Source organism: Prevotella dentasini JCM 15908 (assembly GCF_000614065.1).
GTDB lineage: Bacteria > Bacteroidota > Bacteroidia > Bacteroidales > Bacteroidaceae > Prevotella > Prevotella dentasini.
The window spans coordinates 135725-151263 of the sequence record NZ_BAKG01000003.1 but is presented as its reverse complement, the minus strand read 5'-3'; the positions used below and the strand labels follow the sequence as shown (position 1 = coordinate 151263).

Annotated in this window: 12 protein-coding genes and 1 pseudogene; 9 read left to right on the top strand and 4 right to left on the bottom strand. The window is 50.2% G+C overall.

Annotated elements, in window-relative coordinates:
* Positions 1-5: 5 nt before the first annotated feature.
* From JCM15908_RS11790 to JCM15908_RS02490, 3 genes and pseudogenes are all read right to left on the bottom strand, one after another.
* Positions 6-514, bottom strand: a pseudogene (locus JCM15908_RS11790) (metallophosphoesterase family protein).
* A 12-nt stretch (positions 515-526) separates the two neighbouring features.
* Positions 527-1156 (bottom strand): cytidylate kinase-like family protein, encoded by a 630-nt coding sequence (locus JCM15908_RS02495; RefSeq protein ID WP_025002144.1) that lies wholly within the window; start codon positions 1154-1156, stop codon positions 527-529.
* A 7-nt stretch (positions 1157-1163) separates the two neighbouring features.
* Positions 1164-2549, bottom strand: a complete 1386-nt coding sequence (locus JCM15908_RS02490; RefSeq protein ID WP_025002143.1) for an MATE family efflux transporter — start codon at positions 2547-2549, stop codon at positions 1164-1166.
* 425 nt (positions 2550-2974) lie between these two features.
* Between JCM15908_RS02490 and JCM15908_RS02485 the strand changes: the two genes are divergently transcribed.
* From JCM15908_RS02485 to JCM15908_RS02455, 8 genes are all read left to right on the top strand, one after another.
* Positions 2975-4591 carry an ABC-F family ATP-binding cassette domain-containing protein gene (locus JCM15908_RS02485; protein WP_025002142.1) on the top strand — a complete coding sequence of 539 codons (1617 nt, stop codon included), beginning with the start codon at positions 2975-2977 and terminating at the stop codon, positions 4589-4591.
* A 104-nt stretch (positions 4592-4695) separates the two neighbouring features.
* Positions 4696-5274, top strand: a complete 579-nt coding sequence (locus JCM15908_RS02480; RefSeq protein ID WP_025002141.1) for a nucleotide exchange factor GrpE — start codon at positions 4696-4698, stop codon at positions 5272-5274.
* Positions 5275-5421: 147 nt separating this feature from the next.
* Positions 5422-6585, top strand: coding sequence for a molecular chaperone DnaJ (dnaJ, locus tag JCM15908_RS02475; RefSeq protein ID WP_025002140.1), 1164 nt, complete (start codon positions 5422-5424; stop codon positions 6583-6585).
* Between the two features lie 185 nt (positions 6586-6770).
* On the top strand, positions 6771-8063 hold the full coding sequence (locus JCM15908_RS02470) for a bifunctional folylpolyglutamate synthase/dihydrofolate synthase (protein ID WP_025002139.1): 1293 nt from the start codon (positions 6771-6773) through the stop codon (positions 8061-8063).
* Between the two features lie 552 nt (positions 8064-8615).
* Positions 8616-8738 (top strand): hypothetical protein, encoded by a 123-nt coding sequence (locus JCM15908_RS15340; RefSeq protein WP_262498835.1) that lies wholly within the window; start codon positions 8616-8618, stop codon positions 8736-8738.
* Between the two features lie 78 nt (positions 8739-8816).
* A complete protein-coding gene (locus JCM15908_RS02465) occupies positions 8817-10130 on the top strand; it encodes an MFS transporter (protein ID WP_025002138.1) in 1314 nt (437 codons plus the stop codon).
* Positions 10131-10549: 419 nt separating this feature from the next.
* Positions 10550-12136, top strand: a complete 1587-nt coding sequence (locus JCM15908_RS11785; RefSeq protein ID WP_036892613.1) for a capsule assembly Wzi family protein — start codon at positions 10550-10552, stop codon at positions 12134-12136.
* A gap of 69 nt (positions 12137-12205) precedes the next feature.
* Positions 12206-12676, top strand: a complete 471-nt coding sequence (locus JCM15908_RS02455; RefSeq protein ID WP_036892611.1) for a lipocalin-like domain-containing protein — start codon at positions 12206-12208, stop codon at positions 12674-12676.
* Between the two features lie 35 nt (positions 12677-12711).
* Here the strand turns inward: JCM15908_RS02455 and JCM15908_RS02450 are convergent, their stop codons facing one another.
* Positions 12712-13821, bottom strand: coding sequence for an MraY family glycosyltransferase (locus JCM15908_RS02450; RefSeq protein ID WP_025002136.1), 1110 nt, complete (start codon positions 13819-13821; stop codon positions 12712-12714).
* A gap of 200 nt (positions 13822-14021) precedes the next feature.
* Between JCM15908_RS02450 and JCM15908_RS02445 the strand changes: the two genes are divergently transcribed.
* Positions 14022-15455, top strand: coding sequence for a CotH kinase family protein (locus JCM15908_RS02445; RefSeq protein WP_084607807.1), 1434 nt, complete (start codon positions 14022-14024; stop codon positions 15453-15455).
* The last annotated feature ends 84 nt before the right edge of the window (positions 15456-15539 follow it).

The following is a 15539-nucleotide window of genomic DNA, read 5'->3' as shown; positions in this document are numbered from 1 at the left end:
ATTTCTTATAGTATGTTCTGATGCCTCCCCAAAGTTATCACTTCGCAATCGGAAAACCGGCTGCCGTCAATGACCAATCTTACGAGTGTCCGCTCCCTGTGCCAGCCCATCAGCCTGCCGCACCGGGATTGACATGCAGCAGACTGAGAGTCTTGTCGAACTTCACTTTCAGTATATGCGAGTGTCCGTCCACAAACAGATTGGGCGGTGAGGAGAAGAGCACGCTCCGCACCGAAGGGTCGTAGTTGCCGGGATAGCCGCCTATATGCTTCAGGAGCACGTCCACATCCTCGCACTTGAAACGGAGCATTTCCCTGTAACGGGCACGCAGGTCGTGCCCATCGCAATTGCCGCAGACGGCACGGAATATGGGCTTCATGGACTCAAAGCGGTCAGCAACCTCCAAAGAGCCGATGTCGCCGGCGTGCCAAATCTCGTCGCAGCCGGAGAAATAGTGCTCATATTTCTCGTCCCAATGCCCGTGAGTATCGGAGATGATTCCTATTTTCTTCATGATGGTGTGGGCTTATGGCATAGTATCCTCTTTCCGCCTAATAAATTCTGCAATAAATTCCCTCGTCGCCTCCAGTCCGAGTATACTGGCATCTACGCAGAGGTCATAACATTCGGAATGTCCCCACACCTTGCCTGTATAGTAATTATAGTATTTTGCCCTTTCACTCTCGCCGTTCTCTATCAGCTTTCGGGCGAAGTCTTCATCACATCCCCGCCGTCCGCATACATGATGTATGCGGAACTCCATGGATGCCTTGATGAAAATATTGACGGCTTCGGGCCTGTCGCGCAAAACATAGTCTGCCGTCCGCCCTACAAACACACAACGCGGATTCCTCTCAGCAGCCTCGCGGATGGCATCGCTCTGAAACTGGTAAAGACCTTCCTGCGAGAACTTGCTCGTATAGAAGTTGTTGTCGGGCATCAAGGGGAGATGAATATGGAAGTGGGTCTTGAGAAATCGCTTCTGCTCGTCGTTCTGTTCAAAAAACTTCTCTGAGAAACCACTTTCCTTGGCTGCCAGATTGAGTATCTCACGGTCATAGAACTTACAGCCGAACTCTGCAGCCAGTTCCTTTGCAATGATTCGTCCGCCACTGCCAATCTGCCGTCCAATATTGATGATAAGTTTCTTTTCCATAGTCTATTCACTTCGTTTCCTGATGCTGCCGAACAGCTTCAGTCTTCATCTTTCGGTTAAGTGCACGCATAAAGTAGGCCATTATGATGGCTGCTACAAGGAAAGCCGTAAAATCGCTTACGGGCAGGGAGGCCCAGACTCCGTCCAACTGGAAGAAATGGGGCAGGACAGCCAGCAACGGGAGCAGGAAGAGCAACTGACGGGAAAGCGACAGAAAAATGCTGACCTTCACCTTGCCGATACATTGGAAGAAATTGGTTACGACAATCTGATAGCCGATAAAGGGGAACATCATCATGTTTATCTGCAATGCCTTCATGGCCTCCCTGATGAGGACGGGGTCTGTAGTGAACATTCGCGCGCAGGCATACGGGGCTACCTGCACCACCGTCCACCCCACGACCATAATGGCCGTGGCCACAACCATAGACAGCTTGACCACGCGCATCAGCCTGTCGGTCTGCTGCGAACCATAGTTGTAGCCGGCAATAGGCTGCATGCCCTGATTGAGACCAATGACGAACATGACGAAAATCATCGCAACGCTGTTGGCTATGCCATACGCTCCCACGGCTATATCGCCTCCGTACCTGACCAACTGGTTGTTTATGAAAATGACAACAATGCAGGCACAGACGTTCATCAAAAAAGGAGAAATGCCTATGGCAAGAATATTTTTCACGAGAGCCGGCTTGAGCCGGTAGATGCCCTTTTGGAGATGCAGCAGCTCATTCTTGTCGGCAAACAGCCGCATCTGCCACGCAAGGGCCATCACTTGCGAGATAACGGTAGCCATTGCAGCCCCCCTGATGCCCCAATGCCACCACCAAATGAAAACGATGTCAAGCAGAATATTCATCACGACGGTGAAAATCGTAGCTGCCATGGCGTGCCGCGGCTTGGAGGCAGCACGCAACACTGCATTCATGCCAAAGTACATGTGGGAGAAGACGTTCCCCGCAAGGATAATCTGCATGAAGCTGCGGGCGTACGGCAGAGTGGCGTCGCTGGCACCAAAAAAGCGGAGAATCGAATCAAGGAAAATCAGGCAGACGACGCCGAATGTCAACCCGATAATAAGATTCAGCGTAACCGTATTACCAAGGATATTGACGGCAGTCTTGTAATCGCGCTGGCCGAGCTTCACGCTGATTGTAGTAGAGGCTCCTATTCCGACACCGGCTCCGAAGGCTCCTGCAAGATTCATGAACGGAAACGTAATGGCCAGACCAGAGATGGCCAAGGAACCAACTACCTGACCGATAAAGACACGGTCAATAATATTATAGAGCGAGGCAGCCACCATCGCAATGACGGCAGGCATGGCATACTGCGCCAATAACCTTCCGACGGGCTTTGTCCCCAGCTCCAGAGTTGCTTTCTTATTGTCCATTGAGTATCTCTTCCTTCTTTATACCCTGCAAATGTACGAAAAAAATACGATATGGTAAACGAGTTATGGCATTTTAATTTCCCAAATCACCACACAAAGCCGCAAAAGCAAACCGTTTCGCCCTATCGACGGACACGACGGAAACAGACGAAACAGCCCCGGCCGGCTGTCAGTCCGGACAGCTCTGGAAAGACCGAAAAAACATGACGTCATATTCCCGCAAATATGACGTCATATTCTATTGGAAATGACGTCATATTTTCGGGTATAAACTCCCATAAATCCAAGCCCCCCTGACTTCTGAACTTGCCGGCTGACTCTATGACGCCTGCCCACACGAATATGGTTTTGTTTTGGCAGTCTCATAATATTATTGTACCTTTGCACGGAAATTATCATATAATTAAAGGTATCAGCTACAGACAATGATCACACTTTCAAACCTTGCCATCCAATTCGGAAAGCGAGTTCTTTACAAAGACGTAAACATCAAATTCACCCACGGCAACATCTATGGCGTCATCGGAGCCAACGGTGCCGGCAAGTCGACACTGCTGCGTGCCATCTCCGGCGAGCTTGAACCCAACAAGGGAACTGTAGAGCTGGGGCCGGGCGAACGCCTTTCCGTATTGGAGCAGGACCACTTCAAATACGACGAGTACATCGTCATGGACACCGTCCTGATGGGACACGAGCCACTATGGAAAAACATGAAAGAGCGTGAAGCTATCTATTCCAAGGCAGAAATGACGGAGGAAGACGGCAACCGTGCCGCTGACTTGGAGCTGAAGTTCGCAGAAATGGACGGTTGGGAGGCCGAAAGCAACGCAGCCCAGCTGCTTCAGAACCTCGGCATCAAGGAGGACATGCACCAGAAACAGATGTCTGCACTCTCCAATACCGAGAAAGTGCGCGTCATGTTGGCAAAAGCCCTCTTCGGAAAACCGGAGAATCTGCTCCTCGACGAGCCTACCAACGACCTTGACCTCGAAACCGTAGAATGGCTGGAGGAATACCTCGGAGAAATAGACGAGAATCAGACAGTCCTCGTCGTATCCCACGACCGCCACTTCCTCGACTCTGTCAGCACACAGACCATTGACATTGACTTTGGCAAGGTAACCATCTTCTCCGGTAACTACTCGTTCTGGTATGAAAGCTCACAGCTTGCCCTCCGCCAGGCACAGAATCAAAAGATGAAAGCCGAGGAGAAGAAAAAGCAGCTGGAAGAGTTTATCCGCCGTTTCTCTGCCAATGTCGCCAAAAGCAAACAGACCACCTCGCGCAAGAAGATGCTTGAGAAACTTAACGTAGAGGAAATCCGCCCATCAAGCAGAAAGTATCCCGGCATCATCTTCTCCATGGAGCGTGAACCCGGAAACCAAATTCTCGAAGTACAGGATTTGAAGGCAGTTGACACAGACGGAACGGTATTGTTCGACCATGTCGACTTCAACATCGAAAAAGGACAGAAAACAGTCTTCCTTTCACGCAATCCCAAGGCTATGACAGCCCTCTTTGAAATCATCAATGGCAACCGCGAAGCCACCGCAGGAACCTATAATTGGGGCATCACCATTACGACGGCTTATCTTCCGCTCGACAACACCGAGTTCTTCGACAGCGAACTAAACCTTGTCGACTGGCTGTCGCAATATGGCCCGGGCAATGAAGTGGTAATGAAAGGCTTCCTCGGACGCATGCTTTTCAAGCAGGAAGAGGTCGAAAAGAAAGTCAATGTCCTCTCAGGAGGCGAGAAGATGCGCTGCATGATTGCACGCATGCAGCTTCAGAACGCCAATTGCCTCATTCTCGATACCCCAACCAACCACCTTGACTTGGAGAGTATTCAGGCCTTCAACAACAACCTTGTAGGATTTAAGGGAAATATCCTTTTCAGCTCGCACGACCATGAATTTATCAATACCGTAGCCGACCGCATCATAGAGCTGACGCCCAACGGCATCATCGACAAGCTGATGACCTACGACGACTACATCCACGACGAGCAGATAAAGGAACAGAGAGGAAAGATGTACTAAAGGCACAGGCACATTGAAACAATCTGCCCCAACATAGAAATAAGTCCGACGAAAGAGTTGGCATACAATTTGCAAAGTCTTTATAGATAAATTGTAAAACCGAAATGAGCAACAAAGAAAAGAAGATAAGCATCGAAGGCGAAGAGCCGGAGAAGAACAACGAAGAGACCATTCAGCAGCAGACTGAAGAACAAGCTGAAACCGAGGAGAAAGAAGAAAACAACGAGACGGAAGAAGCAGACCCCATCACTGCCGCCCAAAAAGAGGCCGAGGAATGGAAAGACAAGTTTGTACGTCTCTACGCAGAGTTTGAAAACTACAAGAAGCGCACCCTGAAAGAGAAGGCAGAGCTTATTCTCAATGGCAGCGAGAAGACTATCTCTGCCGTACTTCCTGTCTTGGACGACTTTGAACGGGCTTTAGCAGACAAGACCGAAGAGCCCGAAGCCATCCGCGAGGGCTTTGACCTCATCTTCAAGAAGTTCTACAAGACACTCGAAACACTCGGGGTAAAGAAGATAGAAACCGAAGACAAGGACTTTGACGTTGATTTCCACGAGGCCATTGCCATGGTTCCGGGTATGGGCGACGACAAGAAGGGCAAGGTAATTGACTGTGTTCAGACAGGCTACACCCTCAACGACAAGGTCATCCGACACGCCAAGGTGGCAGTAGGACAATAATATCATCTGAGAAATTAAAGAAGTCAGCAAAGTCAGATAGAGCTGAAGAACAAACACGCAGCATCCTATAACAGACGGGAGAAGGCGTTGTCCTTTAATTCCATCCAACCTTTCCAACTCCCTTTACTCCCAAGCAACATAGAACAAATGGCAAAAAGAGATTACTACGAGGTACTCGGCGTGAGCAAAAGTGCCTCGGAAGACGAGATAAAGAAGGCATACCGCAAACTTGCCATCAAATATCACCCCGACAGAAATCCCGACGACCCACAGGCGGAAGAGAAGTTTAAGGAAGCCGCTGAGGCTTACGACGTTCTCCACGACCCACAGAAGCGACAGCAATATGACCAGTTCGGATTCGACGCGCCGGGTGGCGGATTCGGCGGAGGCAGCCCGTTCGGAGGCGGAGGCTTCTCTATGGACGACATATTCTCCATGTTCGGCGATGTCTTCGGCGGACGTGGAGGCTTTGGTGGCTTTGGCGGAGCAGGCGGACATCGCCAAGCCCCAAAATACCGTGGCTCTGATTTGCGCCTGAAAGTGCGTCTGTCGCTTCAGGAAGTAGCTACAGGAGTTACCAAGAAGTTCAAGGTCCGCAAGGACATTGCCTGCTCCCACTGCCACGGAACGGGTGCCGAGGGTGGCAGTGGTACAGAGACCTGTCCGAATTGTCATGGCAGCGGTATGGAGATTCGCACCCAGCAGAGTATCTTCGGCATGATGCAGACACAGACAACCTGCCACGTCTGCGGGGGAGAGGGAACAGTCATCAAGAACAAATGCACCCACTGCCACGGCGACGGTGTTGTCAAGGGCGAGGAAGTCGTAGAAATAAACATCCCGGCAGGCGTCGCAGAAGGAATGGTCGTAAACGTTCCGGGCAAGGGAAATGCCGGTAAGCATAATGGAGTATCGGGAAACATACAAGTATATATAGAAGAGGAAGAGAACGAAACCTTTGTCCGAGACGGCCAGAACATCATTTACAATCTCCTGCTCGATTTCCCGACAGCTGTCCTTGGTGGGCAGGTAGACATTCCGACTCTTGACGGCAACAACGTGAAGATAAAGATTGAGCCGGGCACGCAGCCGGGCAAAACCCTCCGCCTCCGCGGAAAAGGACTTCCTGCCGTACAAGGCTACGGTAACGGTATGGGCGACCTGATAGTGCAAATCAGCATTTACGTGCCGAAAGAACTCAATCGCGCAGAGAGGAAAGCAATAGAAGAGCTTCGCGAAAGCGAGAACTTCCGCGGCGACTCCTCCACCAAGCGTTCCATTTTTGAGAACTTCAAGAAGCTGTTCAGCTGATAATGCCGGCAAGATAACAGGCCTCTCAATTGTCCGTCCTGTCAACAACAAAATATCATTAGCCCCATTAGGCATATTGGGCCAATGGGGCTAATAAGATTATAAGGCCATTCCCTACAGAAAAGGGAATGACGAATCACCCCTCTTCATTCATAATAACTTCTCCAGAATTTCCGACAAAGCAAATGACCTATCAAGAAACAACGGAATATTTATTCAACAGCACACCCGTTTTCGAGCATGTAGGAGCTTCCGCCTACAAGGACGGACTTGACAACACGCTCGCTTTGGACAAACATTTCGGGCATCCACATACCCATTTCCGCTCCATTCATATTGCCGGCACGAACGGCAAAGGCTCCTGCTCTCATACTTTAGCATCCATCCTACAGGCAGACGGCTATAAGGTGGGACTTTATACAAGTCCGCATCTCGTTGATTTCCGCGAGCGCATCCGCATCAATGGCGAAATGATTCCAGAACAATACGTCATTGATTTCGTAGAACAGGAACGCGGATTCTTCGAACCGCTCCATCCGTCATTCTTTGAACTGACCACCGCCATGGCTTTCAAATACTTTGCCGAGCAGCATGTAGACATTGCCGTCATTGAGGTCGGCTTGGGTGGACGGCTGGACTGCACCAACATCATTACCCCCCTGCTCTCCGTTATTACCAACATCTCTTTCGACCATACCCAGTTCCTTGGCGACACTCTGGGCAAGATAGCTTACGAGAAAGCCGGCATCATCAAGCAGGGAACACCCGTCATCATCGGTGAAGCCGTTCCCGAGACACGGGTGGTATTCGAATCAAGGGCACAGAAGATGGATTCGCTCATCGTCTTTGCCGAGGACATACCTGCCATTACCGCCTCAGCGTCTCTTCCCAGCGGTGGCAGGCATTACGACACCCGGTATTTCGGCCCTGTCAACGGAGAGTTGGGAGGCATCTATCAGGACAAAAATGCCAACACCGTCCTCACGGCAGCCATCCAACTATACAATCAGAATATTATCAGGAGCGTGGACAGCGTTGCCAGAGGATTCGAGACGGTCTGCCAGTCAACAGGACTCATGGGGCGGTGGCAGAAGATACACGATAGCCCCATTGCCATCTGCGATACAGGGCACAATGCAGGAGGATGGAAATACATCTCCCAACAGATTCGCGCACAGCACAATAAGGCGAAACATATTGTATTCGGAATGGTCGACGACAAGGATATCAATACCGTAATGGAACTGCTTCCCGACGACGCACACTATTATTGGACACAACCTTCCAACAAGCGTGCCGTCTCAGCAGAACGCGTCGCAGAGCTGGCAGAGCACCACGGCCTGACAGGAAAAGTCTGTCCGAGCGTGCCGGAAGCCTACCAGACAGCCTTGGAAAATGCCCATGCCGACGACTTCGTCTTTGTAGGAGGTTCCAGCTACGTCGTAGCCGACCTGCTCACTTCGCTGAAAGACAAATAGAAAGGTCCGTCCAACAAGTTTTCTGACAAGTTTTCCGTCAGAAGACATATCCTTGCGGGACTTGTGAAAAATCAATGACCTCTACCCGATTTGAACAGATTTGTCAGCTTTCTGACCACAGGCAGCTCTCCGACAGCAAGGCTATGCCCGTGAGAGCTGACAAATCTGTTCTGATTAAACAAACAATGACTTTCTTCCATAGCAAACGGACAGACCCTGCTAAAACTTAGCACGGCCAACCGACATCCCCACCCGCTTGATTACAAAACCAAATACTGACTCATCAACATGTAATCAAAATGCAACTTAATTGTTTTTAACACACTTAAAAAGTATATTTTCAACGGATGAAACTTGCCATATTCATTTATTTTTAGTTACTTTGCAAAACATCCGCAAATGGCTATAGACAAGGAATAATGGACTACTCCGAAGATATACGACGCCCGTGTGGCTTGAAGCACGAGGATTTTCAGACTACTATTGACGATAAGCCAACCGACTTATATATCTTAAAAAACAGCCGAGGAACAAAGATTGCCGTTGCCAACTATGGCAGTAGCATCGTCGCCGCACTTCCCCGACACTCCCAGCCTTCCCTATCTCCCCTCGGCCATCATAGCCCCACACGAGGAATACACCCCAAAGACTATCCACAGGCTTGGTACAGAATAGAACAACGGGCGAAAACATCCCACAGCGTCCGTCTCCTGCCCGCATCATTAGGAAACAATCAAACAACAATATAGCAAAATGAGCAACACTAAACAAAATGGAAGTATCATTGCCATCATAACAATGATGTTCCTCTATGCAATGATTTCGTTCGTTACGAACCTTGCAGCACCTATCGGAGTAATATGGAAAAGCTCCTTCGGAGGCGAGAGTGCCAACACGGTAGGCATGCTGGGCAATGCCATGAACTTCCTTGCCTATCTCTTCATGGGTATTCCGGCAGGCAAGATGCTGACCAGAGTCGGCTATAAGAAGACCGCCCTCATCGGTATCGGAATAGGTTTTCTCGGCGTTCTGACCCAGTTCTGCTCGGGATTCTTCGCCGATTCCAGAATGACGGGCTTCATTATTTACCTTGTCGGTGCCTTTATCTCCGGCTTCTGCGTCTGTATGCTGAACACCGTTGTGAACCCGATGCTGAACCTTCTCGGCGGCGGCGGCAACCGCGGCAACCAGCTGAACATGATTGGCGGCACGCTGAACTCCCTCGCAGGCACGCTGACACCCCTCTTCGTCGGTGCGCTGATAGGTCAGGTAACCAAGAACACTTCCATGGTAGACGTGAATCCCGTACTCTACATAGCCATGGGCGTGTTTGCAGCAGCCTTCGTCATTCTCAGCTTCATCCCCATTCAGGACCCGGAACTCGGCAAGACAGGTGCCAATACCGTCTTCGAGCACTCACCGTGGGCGTTCCGCCACTTTGTCATGGGCGTTGCAGCCATCTTCGTCTATGTCGGAGTTGAAGTGGGAATCCCCGGTACGATGATTTACTATCTGTCCGACACGACTGCTGCCGGGGGCGGTCTTAACCCACAGACAGCCACGGCCATCGCCGGATCGGTGGCAGCCACCTACTGGTTTCTGATGCTTGCAGGCCGCTTCTGTGGCGGTTTTATTGCCGATAAGATTTCAAGCCGTTCCCTGATGACGGGTGCAACTTCCGTCGCAATGGTTCTGATACTTTCGGCCATGCTCCTCGGCAAGAGCACCACCATTTCCATGCCGGTATTCACGGGCAGTTCTTTCGAGATGGTAGTCGTACCCATCTCCGCCCTGCTTTTGGTTCTCTGCGGACTCTGCACGAGCGTCATGTGGGCCTGCATCTTCAACCTCGCCACCGAGGGACTGGGCAAATACACCGCCTCTGCCTCGGGTATCTTCATGATGATGGTCGTTGGCGGCGGTATCATACCACTGCTCCAGAACTTCATCGCCGACCACGCAGGCTATCTGACCTCCTACATCGTACCATTCTTAGGCGTAGCCTACATGTGCTTCTACGCCATTATAGGCAGCAAGAATGTCAACAAGGACATTCCCGTAGACTAAGTCTGTCTGCCCCATACGGCCCTTCTCCCTCGCGGAGGAGGGCTTTTTCTTTATCCACACTTGCTATCCAGAAAAACTGCCACTTCCTTTATAACGTACGATAAGACCGCCATCGGAACAGGCCATGGACGCATAAGATTTCAGATTCCGAAAGGCCCATTCTAAGAAATAAGAACAGAGGGGAAATGAAGGTGCCGCTTTCGCACCATGAAAAAGCCGTTTCAATGATGCGAAAGCAACACTTTGACACCGCGAAAGCGGCACTATCGTCCTGCCGTTGGGCCGTTGCCGGATGATGGTTTTGAATTTGTTTTACACTCTTGGCCTTCCTTCTGCCTTGCCTTTCTCATTCTGTCCGTCGCTTTGTTGGCAGGTTTCGTTTTTTTTGTTAACTTTGCGGATGAAACTAACTGGAATATATGAGACTTCTTTTGCTTGCTCTTGCAGCATGGACGATGGGCAGTGCAGCCTTTGCACAATACAGGGAACCTGTCAGGAAAGATACTACGAGCCTGCAACCTCTGATGAATTTGCAATACAAGGTGGAGATACAAGGGACTTTCTCGGATAAGAAGACGCCCCTGTGGCTCAATGCCAACCGACACGGATTGAGTTCGTTGGAGGACATGAACGGCTATTTGCGTGGTGCGGTCTTTCGTCCGCTTTCTACCGACGACGGACGCATGTTCGGTCTTGGCTATGGTGTTGATGTGGCTGTACCCCTCGGCTATACGAGCAAGGCGGTAGTTCAGCAGGCATACGTGGAGGGACGCTGGTGGCACGGAACACTGACCGTCGGTGCGAAGGAGCAGCCGTTGGAACTGAAGAACAACCGGCTCAGTTCTGGTTCTCAGACCCTTGGCATCAACGCCCGTCCTGTTCCGCAGGTTCGTCTGGCCTTGCCCGACTACTGGACACTGCCTTTCGGCAACGGATGGCTGCACCTGAAGGGGCATGTAGCTTACGGTATGATGACCGACCAGAACTGGCAGCACGACTTCACCCACCGTCAGTCTAAATATTCTGACCGTGTGCTCTATCACTCAAAGGCCGGCTATCTGAAGATTGGCAACGAAGAGCGGTTTAGTCCGTGGTCGTTGGAGATGGGGCTGGAGATGGTGTCTCTCTTTGGCGGAACCTCGTATGTGCCTGCTGCCGACGGTACACTGGAGCAGAGCAAGGGCGGAACGGGAGTACGCGACTTTTGGAACGCTTTTGTTCCCGGTGGTGCCGATGCCGGCGAGACAACCTATAAGAACGTGGAGGGCGACCAGCTCGGCAGCTGGGTGCTGCGTCTTAACTATGACGGCGACTGGAGCAGTTTCTCGGTTTATGCCGACAAGTTCTTTGAAGACCATTCCTCAATGTTTCAGCTTGACTATGACGGCTACGGAGAAGGAGACGAGTGGCAGGAGAAGAAGCGAAGCCGCTATCTTCTCTACGACTTCAAGGACTGGATGCTGGGACTGGAATACAATTACAAGCCTGATAGCTGGCTGAACGATTTCGTACTGGAGTATCTTTATACCAAGTATCAGAGTGGCCCTGTCTATCACGACCATACCAAGACCGTGCCCGACCATATCGGTGGAAAGGATAATTTCTACAATCACTACATCTTCCCCGGGCATCAGCATTGGGGACAGGCAATGGGCAATCCGCTCTATCGGTCGCCCATATACAATACGGACGGGACTATTTCGTTTGCCAATAACCGCTTCATGGCGTTTCATTTAGGGTTGGGCGGGCATCCTTCCGACTTTCTCAACTGGCGATTTCTTGCCACATGGCAGGAGGGATGGGGTACTTATGACAATCCTTACACGAAAGTGCACCATAACGTCAGTCTGTTGGCAGAGGCCTCCTATACTCTCCACGGGACGAGGATGGCAGACTGGATGAAAGGAATGAGCGTGAGAGTAGGGGCCGGTACTGACTTCGGTGCCATTTTTGGCGGCATAAACTATGGTTTGCAACTGACTCTCAGCAAGTCGGGCCTGTTCTGAAACCAATAATACAAAACTACTAATCAGGCCGTGTCGCCTCGCAGACGACATGGCACAATAAAGCAAAATATGAAGTTAGGGAAATTACGAATATTGTTGTTATTCCTGCCTCTTGTCGTTCTCCTGTTGTCATCTTGCTCGTTGGAGACCGACAATGATGCCGAAGAACTGGAGGGGATGTGGCATCTGACCAAGATAGAATATGTGGCGGAAAGCTCAGAAACGCCTGCCGATCCTGTCGACTTGAGCCGGCAGCACATCTTTTGGTCGTTTCAGGGGAGGCTGTTGGAGCTTGACGACAAGGGCGGCCCTAACAGAAGCTATCTTTATCGCTTCTCGCTGAATGGGGATAAACTGGCATTGACCGACCCGTATATCTTCGACCGTACCTCCGGCGACCGTCCGCTGGAAGCCTACGAGCCGGCTTTGGCCAATTATGGCATTACGGTGCTCACTCCGGTCTTGACGGTCGGGAGCGTGAATAGCAGCAAGCTGATGTTGGATGGCGGCACGGTCCGTCTGTATTTTACGAAGTTTTAGTCTCTCGGTAGTAGTCCTTTCCCGTGTGAAGCGTTCTAACTCTCGGCGAAAGGACTATTTCCTTTCTTTCTGATGGCAATGTCCATACCATAGTGGAACAGGATGTAGGCAACCATATCTATACAGATAATCCATGTTACAAGAATATGATTGAACAGCAAAAGGTTGATTCCTACGAAGAAAAACGACAGGGCTATAATGGAAATCAAGGCCTTGTGGTGGGATAGTCCTGCCCGGATGAGCTTGTGGTGTATGTGGTTCTTGTCTGCCCCGAAAATAGGCTTGCGGTGCTGCAGTCGCACTATGATGACCCGCATTACGTCGAAGATGGGAACAATGAGTAGGGTTATGGACAAGAGCATGGAACCCTTGCGGTAGGGCATGACGTTGGGATTGTGCATGCAGAACTTGATGAGCATCACGCCAAGTATGTATCCCAGTGTGAGACTTCCCGAATCGCCCATGAAAATCTTTTGATGTTTCTCTACTTTCCCCCATATATTGTAATACATGTAGGGAATCAGCACGCCCATCAGGCCTGCTATGAGAATGGAATATATCCAAAGCTGCTCTATGAAGAAGGCATAGAAGAAACCGCCCAAGGCTATGAGGGAGAGGCTGGCGGAAAGTCCGTCAATACCGTCAATGAGGTTGATGGCATTCATAACGAAGACAAGGACGATTACCGTCAATGGTGCACCGACGAGAAAGGGGATATGGTGAATACCGCAAAAGCCGTAGAAATTGTTGAGATAGAGCCATGAAATGGGAAGGAGGCAGGAAACCGCTACCTGAATGATGAACTTCACCTTAGCCTGTAAGCCGAAAATGTCGTCCAGAAGTCCTGTAATGTAGATGACGGCAAGCCCTAAGGCAAAGGAGATGCTCCAAGGGCTGATGCTGATTTTGCACCCTTTGCTGGTGTTTACCCATACGATGGTGGCTACAAGTGCCGCTACAAGCATGCTTGGCATGAACGACACTCCGCCCAGACGTGGGATGGCGTTCTTGTGAACCTTTCGTGCGTCGGGTACGTCATAGAGTTTTCTTTCTTGGCAGAAAGCCATAATCTTGGGTATAATAACGAATCCGCACACAACACTTAGCACGAAGGAAAGCAGGCAGATAGCAAGATACATCAACATATTATTAGAATCTTTTACACTATATAACCCCTCTCCGTGGTAAAATATTGTATGCCGGGCGTATAAAATTGTTTGTTTTTCCTTTGCAATATGCTGGAAAAGGACTATCTTTGCATTATTACGCATGATGTTCAGAACGTCAAGGGCTTGTCGTTCAAAGTAATTGCAAGTTTTTATACTTTAACTTAATATATCTGTTTATGAAATTATTAACTATTAGAAAAATTCTGTTCGGATTGTTGCTGAGTGTTTTCACCGTCCCTGCAATGGGGCAAAATGCTTCGATTGGTACTGATTCGGTGCTCAGTCTGGGATTGCCTGTAGTCTTGGTTACCACGGTAGATGCCGAGGAACCCTCCTGCGAATACGTATCCCATCCCGAAGGATGTATCGGAGACGGTACGAAAAACGCGACGAAAGTTCCCGGTCGTGTGGTGGTACGGCAGGGAAACGATGTTCTTTTCGACAGTGGCGACTATCTGAAGAAAGAGAGCGGAATGACCATCAAGATACGCGGAAACTCCAGTGCCTATCAGGACAAGAAGTCATTCAAGATAAAGCTGGAGAAGAAGGGGGACATGTTGTCGCGCGGTGACGACAAGACCTATAAGGACAAGAATTGGGTTCTGCTGAAGAATGATGTTCTCTGCCTGAACACCCTCATCGGTATGAAGACGCAGGAACTGCTGCATCGTGGATGGACTCCTGCCGTTCGCTGTGTCAATGTGGTCATCAATGGCGACTATAGGGGCGTGTACATGCTCGGAGAGGCTGTGGAGAGAAACGAGAAGTGCCGAATTGATGTAGATAAGAACAATGGATACGTCATAGAGGAAGACCCCTACTGGTGGAACGAGGACGTATCGTTTGCCGGAGGCTACCTTTCCGACTGGTATCTGGACTATTTTAAGTACACGTTCAAGTATCCCGATGCCGATGAGCTTACCCCGGAGCAGTTGTCGTACATAAAGACTGCGGTCTACAATCTCGAAAAATCAATCGAGGATGGGACTTATCCCGATTATATGGATGTCCGCTCCTTTGCGTCATGGCTGCTCGCCCATGATTTGCTGGGCGACAACGACAGTGCCGGATCGAATATGTTTTTGACCAAATACGACGATACTGCGGAATCTAAGTTCAGAATGGGGCCACTATGGGACTTTGACGCCATTATGCGGATGCCCGACATTTGGGCCAGAATACACGACGAATACTACTTCGGGCGTTTGTTCGGCAGTTCCAACCGTACTTTTGCAGAGACATACGAGGCCCTGTGGAATGAAATAACTCCCACTTTTTTCGATGAAATGACTGCTTTCTTGCAGGCTTATCCGCAAACAGAGGAAGGAAAGGCAGCGGAAAGGTCGCGTCAGGCAGACTGGGACAGATGGGCGGACAGCAATTTCAATCCGAAGGGCGGAACGCTTGCTGAGGATGTTGTGGCGGCTGTCAATTGGTTTACGGCCCGCAAGGCTTTCCTTTCCAGCCAAATAGCGACTTTGGGTGTTTCCACTGTGTCGGCGGATAAGCCGCTACGGTCGGGTGAATACTACAATCTGCAAGGTCAGAGAGTAAGTCCGACGACCAAGGGACTGCTTATCCACAATGGCAGGAAAGTATTTAACCAGTAAGGTTCCATCGGACAGAACCGTCTGCTATGCAGAGCTGAAACCGTATAATCAGTCTCTCTGATTGTATTTAGCGTGAATTCGGTA

What these genes read in the sequence shown, in the direction of transcription:
- JCM15908_RS02495 (WP_025002144.1), bottom strand. Translation starts at nt 1,156, where the DNA reads ATGGAAAAGAAACTTATCATCAATATTGGACGGCAGATTGGCAGTGGC.
- JCM15908_RS02490 (WP_025002143.1), bottom strand. Translation starts at nt 2,549, where the DNA reads ATGGACAATAAGAAAGCAACTCTGGAGCTGGGGACAAAGCCCGTCGGA.
- JCM15908_RS02485 (WP_025002142.1), top strand. Translation starts at nt 2,975, where the DNA reads ATGATCACACTTTCAAACCTTGCCATCCAATTCGGAAAGCGAGTTCTT.
- JCM15908_RS02480 (WP_025002141.1), top strand. Translation starts at nt 4,696, where the DNA reads ATGAGCAACAAAGAAAAGAAGATAAGCATCGAAGGCGAAGAGCCGGAG.
- dnaJ (WP_025002140.1), top strand. Translation starts at nt 5,422, where the DNA reads ATGGCAAAAAGAGATTACTACGAGGTACTCGGCGTGAGCAAAAGTGCC.
- JCM15908_RS02470 (WP_025002139.1), top strand. Translation starts at nt 6,771, where the DNA reads ATGACCTATCAAGAAACAACGGAATATTTATTCAACAGCACACCCGTT.
- JCM15908_RS15340 (WP_262498835.1), top strand. Translation starts at nt 8,616, where the DNA reads ATGGCAGTAGCATCGTCGCCGCACTTCCCCGACACTCCCAGCCTTCCC.
- JCM15908_RS02465 (WP_025002138.1), top strand. Translation starts at nt 8,817, where the DNA reads ATGAGCAACACTAAACAAAATGGAAGTATCATTGCCATCATAACAATG.
- JCM15908_RS11785 (WP_036892613.1), top strand. Translation starts at nt 10,550, where the DNA reads ATGAGACTTCTTTTGCTTGCTCTTGCAGCATGGACGATGGGCAGTGCA.
- JCM15908_RS02455 (WP_036892611.1), top strand. Translation starts at nt 12,206, where the DNA reads ATGAAGTTAGGGAAATTACGAATATTGTTGTTATTCCTGCCTCTTGTC.
- JCM15908_RS02450 (WP_025002136.1), bottom strand. Translation starts at nt 13,821, where the DNA reads ATGTTGATGTATCTTGCTATCTGCCTGCTTTCCTTCGTGCTAAGTGTT.
- JCM15908_RS02445 (WP_084607807.1), top strand. Translation starts at nt 14,022, where the DNA reads ATGAAATTATTAACTATTAGAAAAATTCTGTTCGGATTGTTGCTGAGT.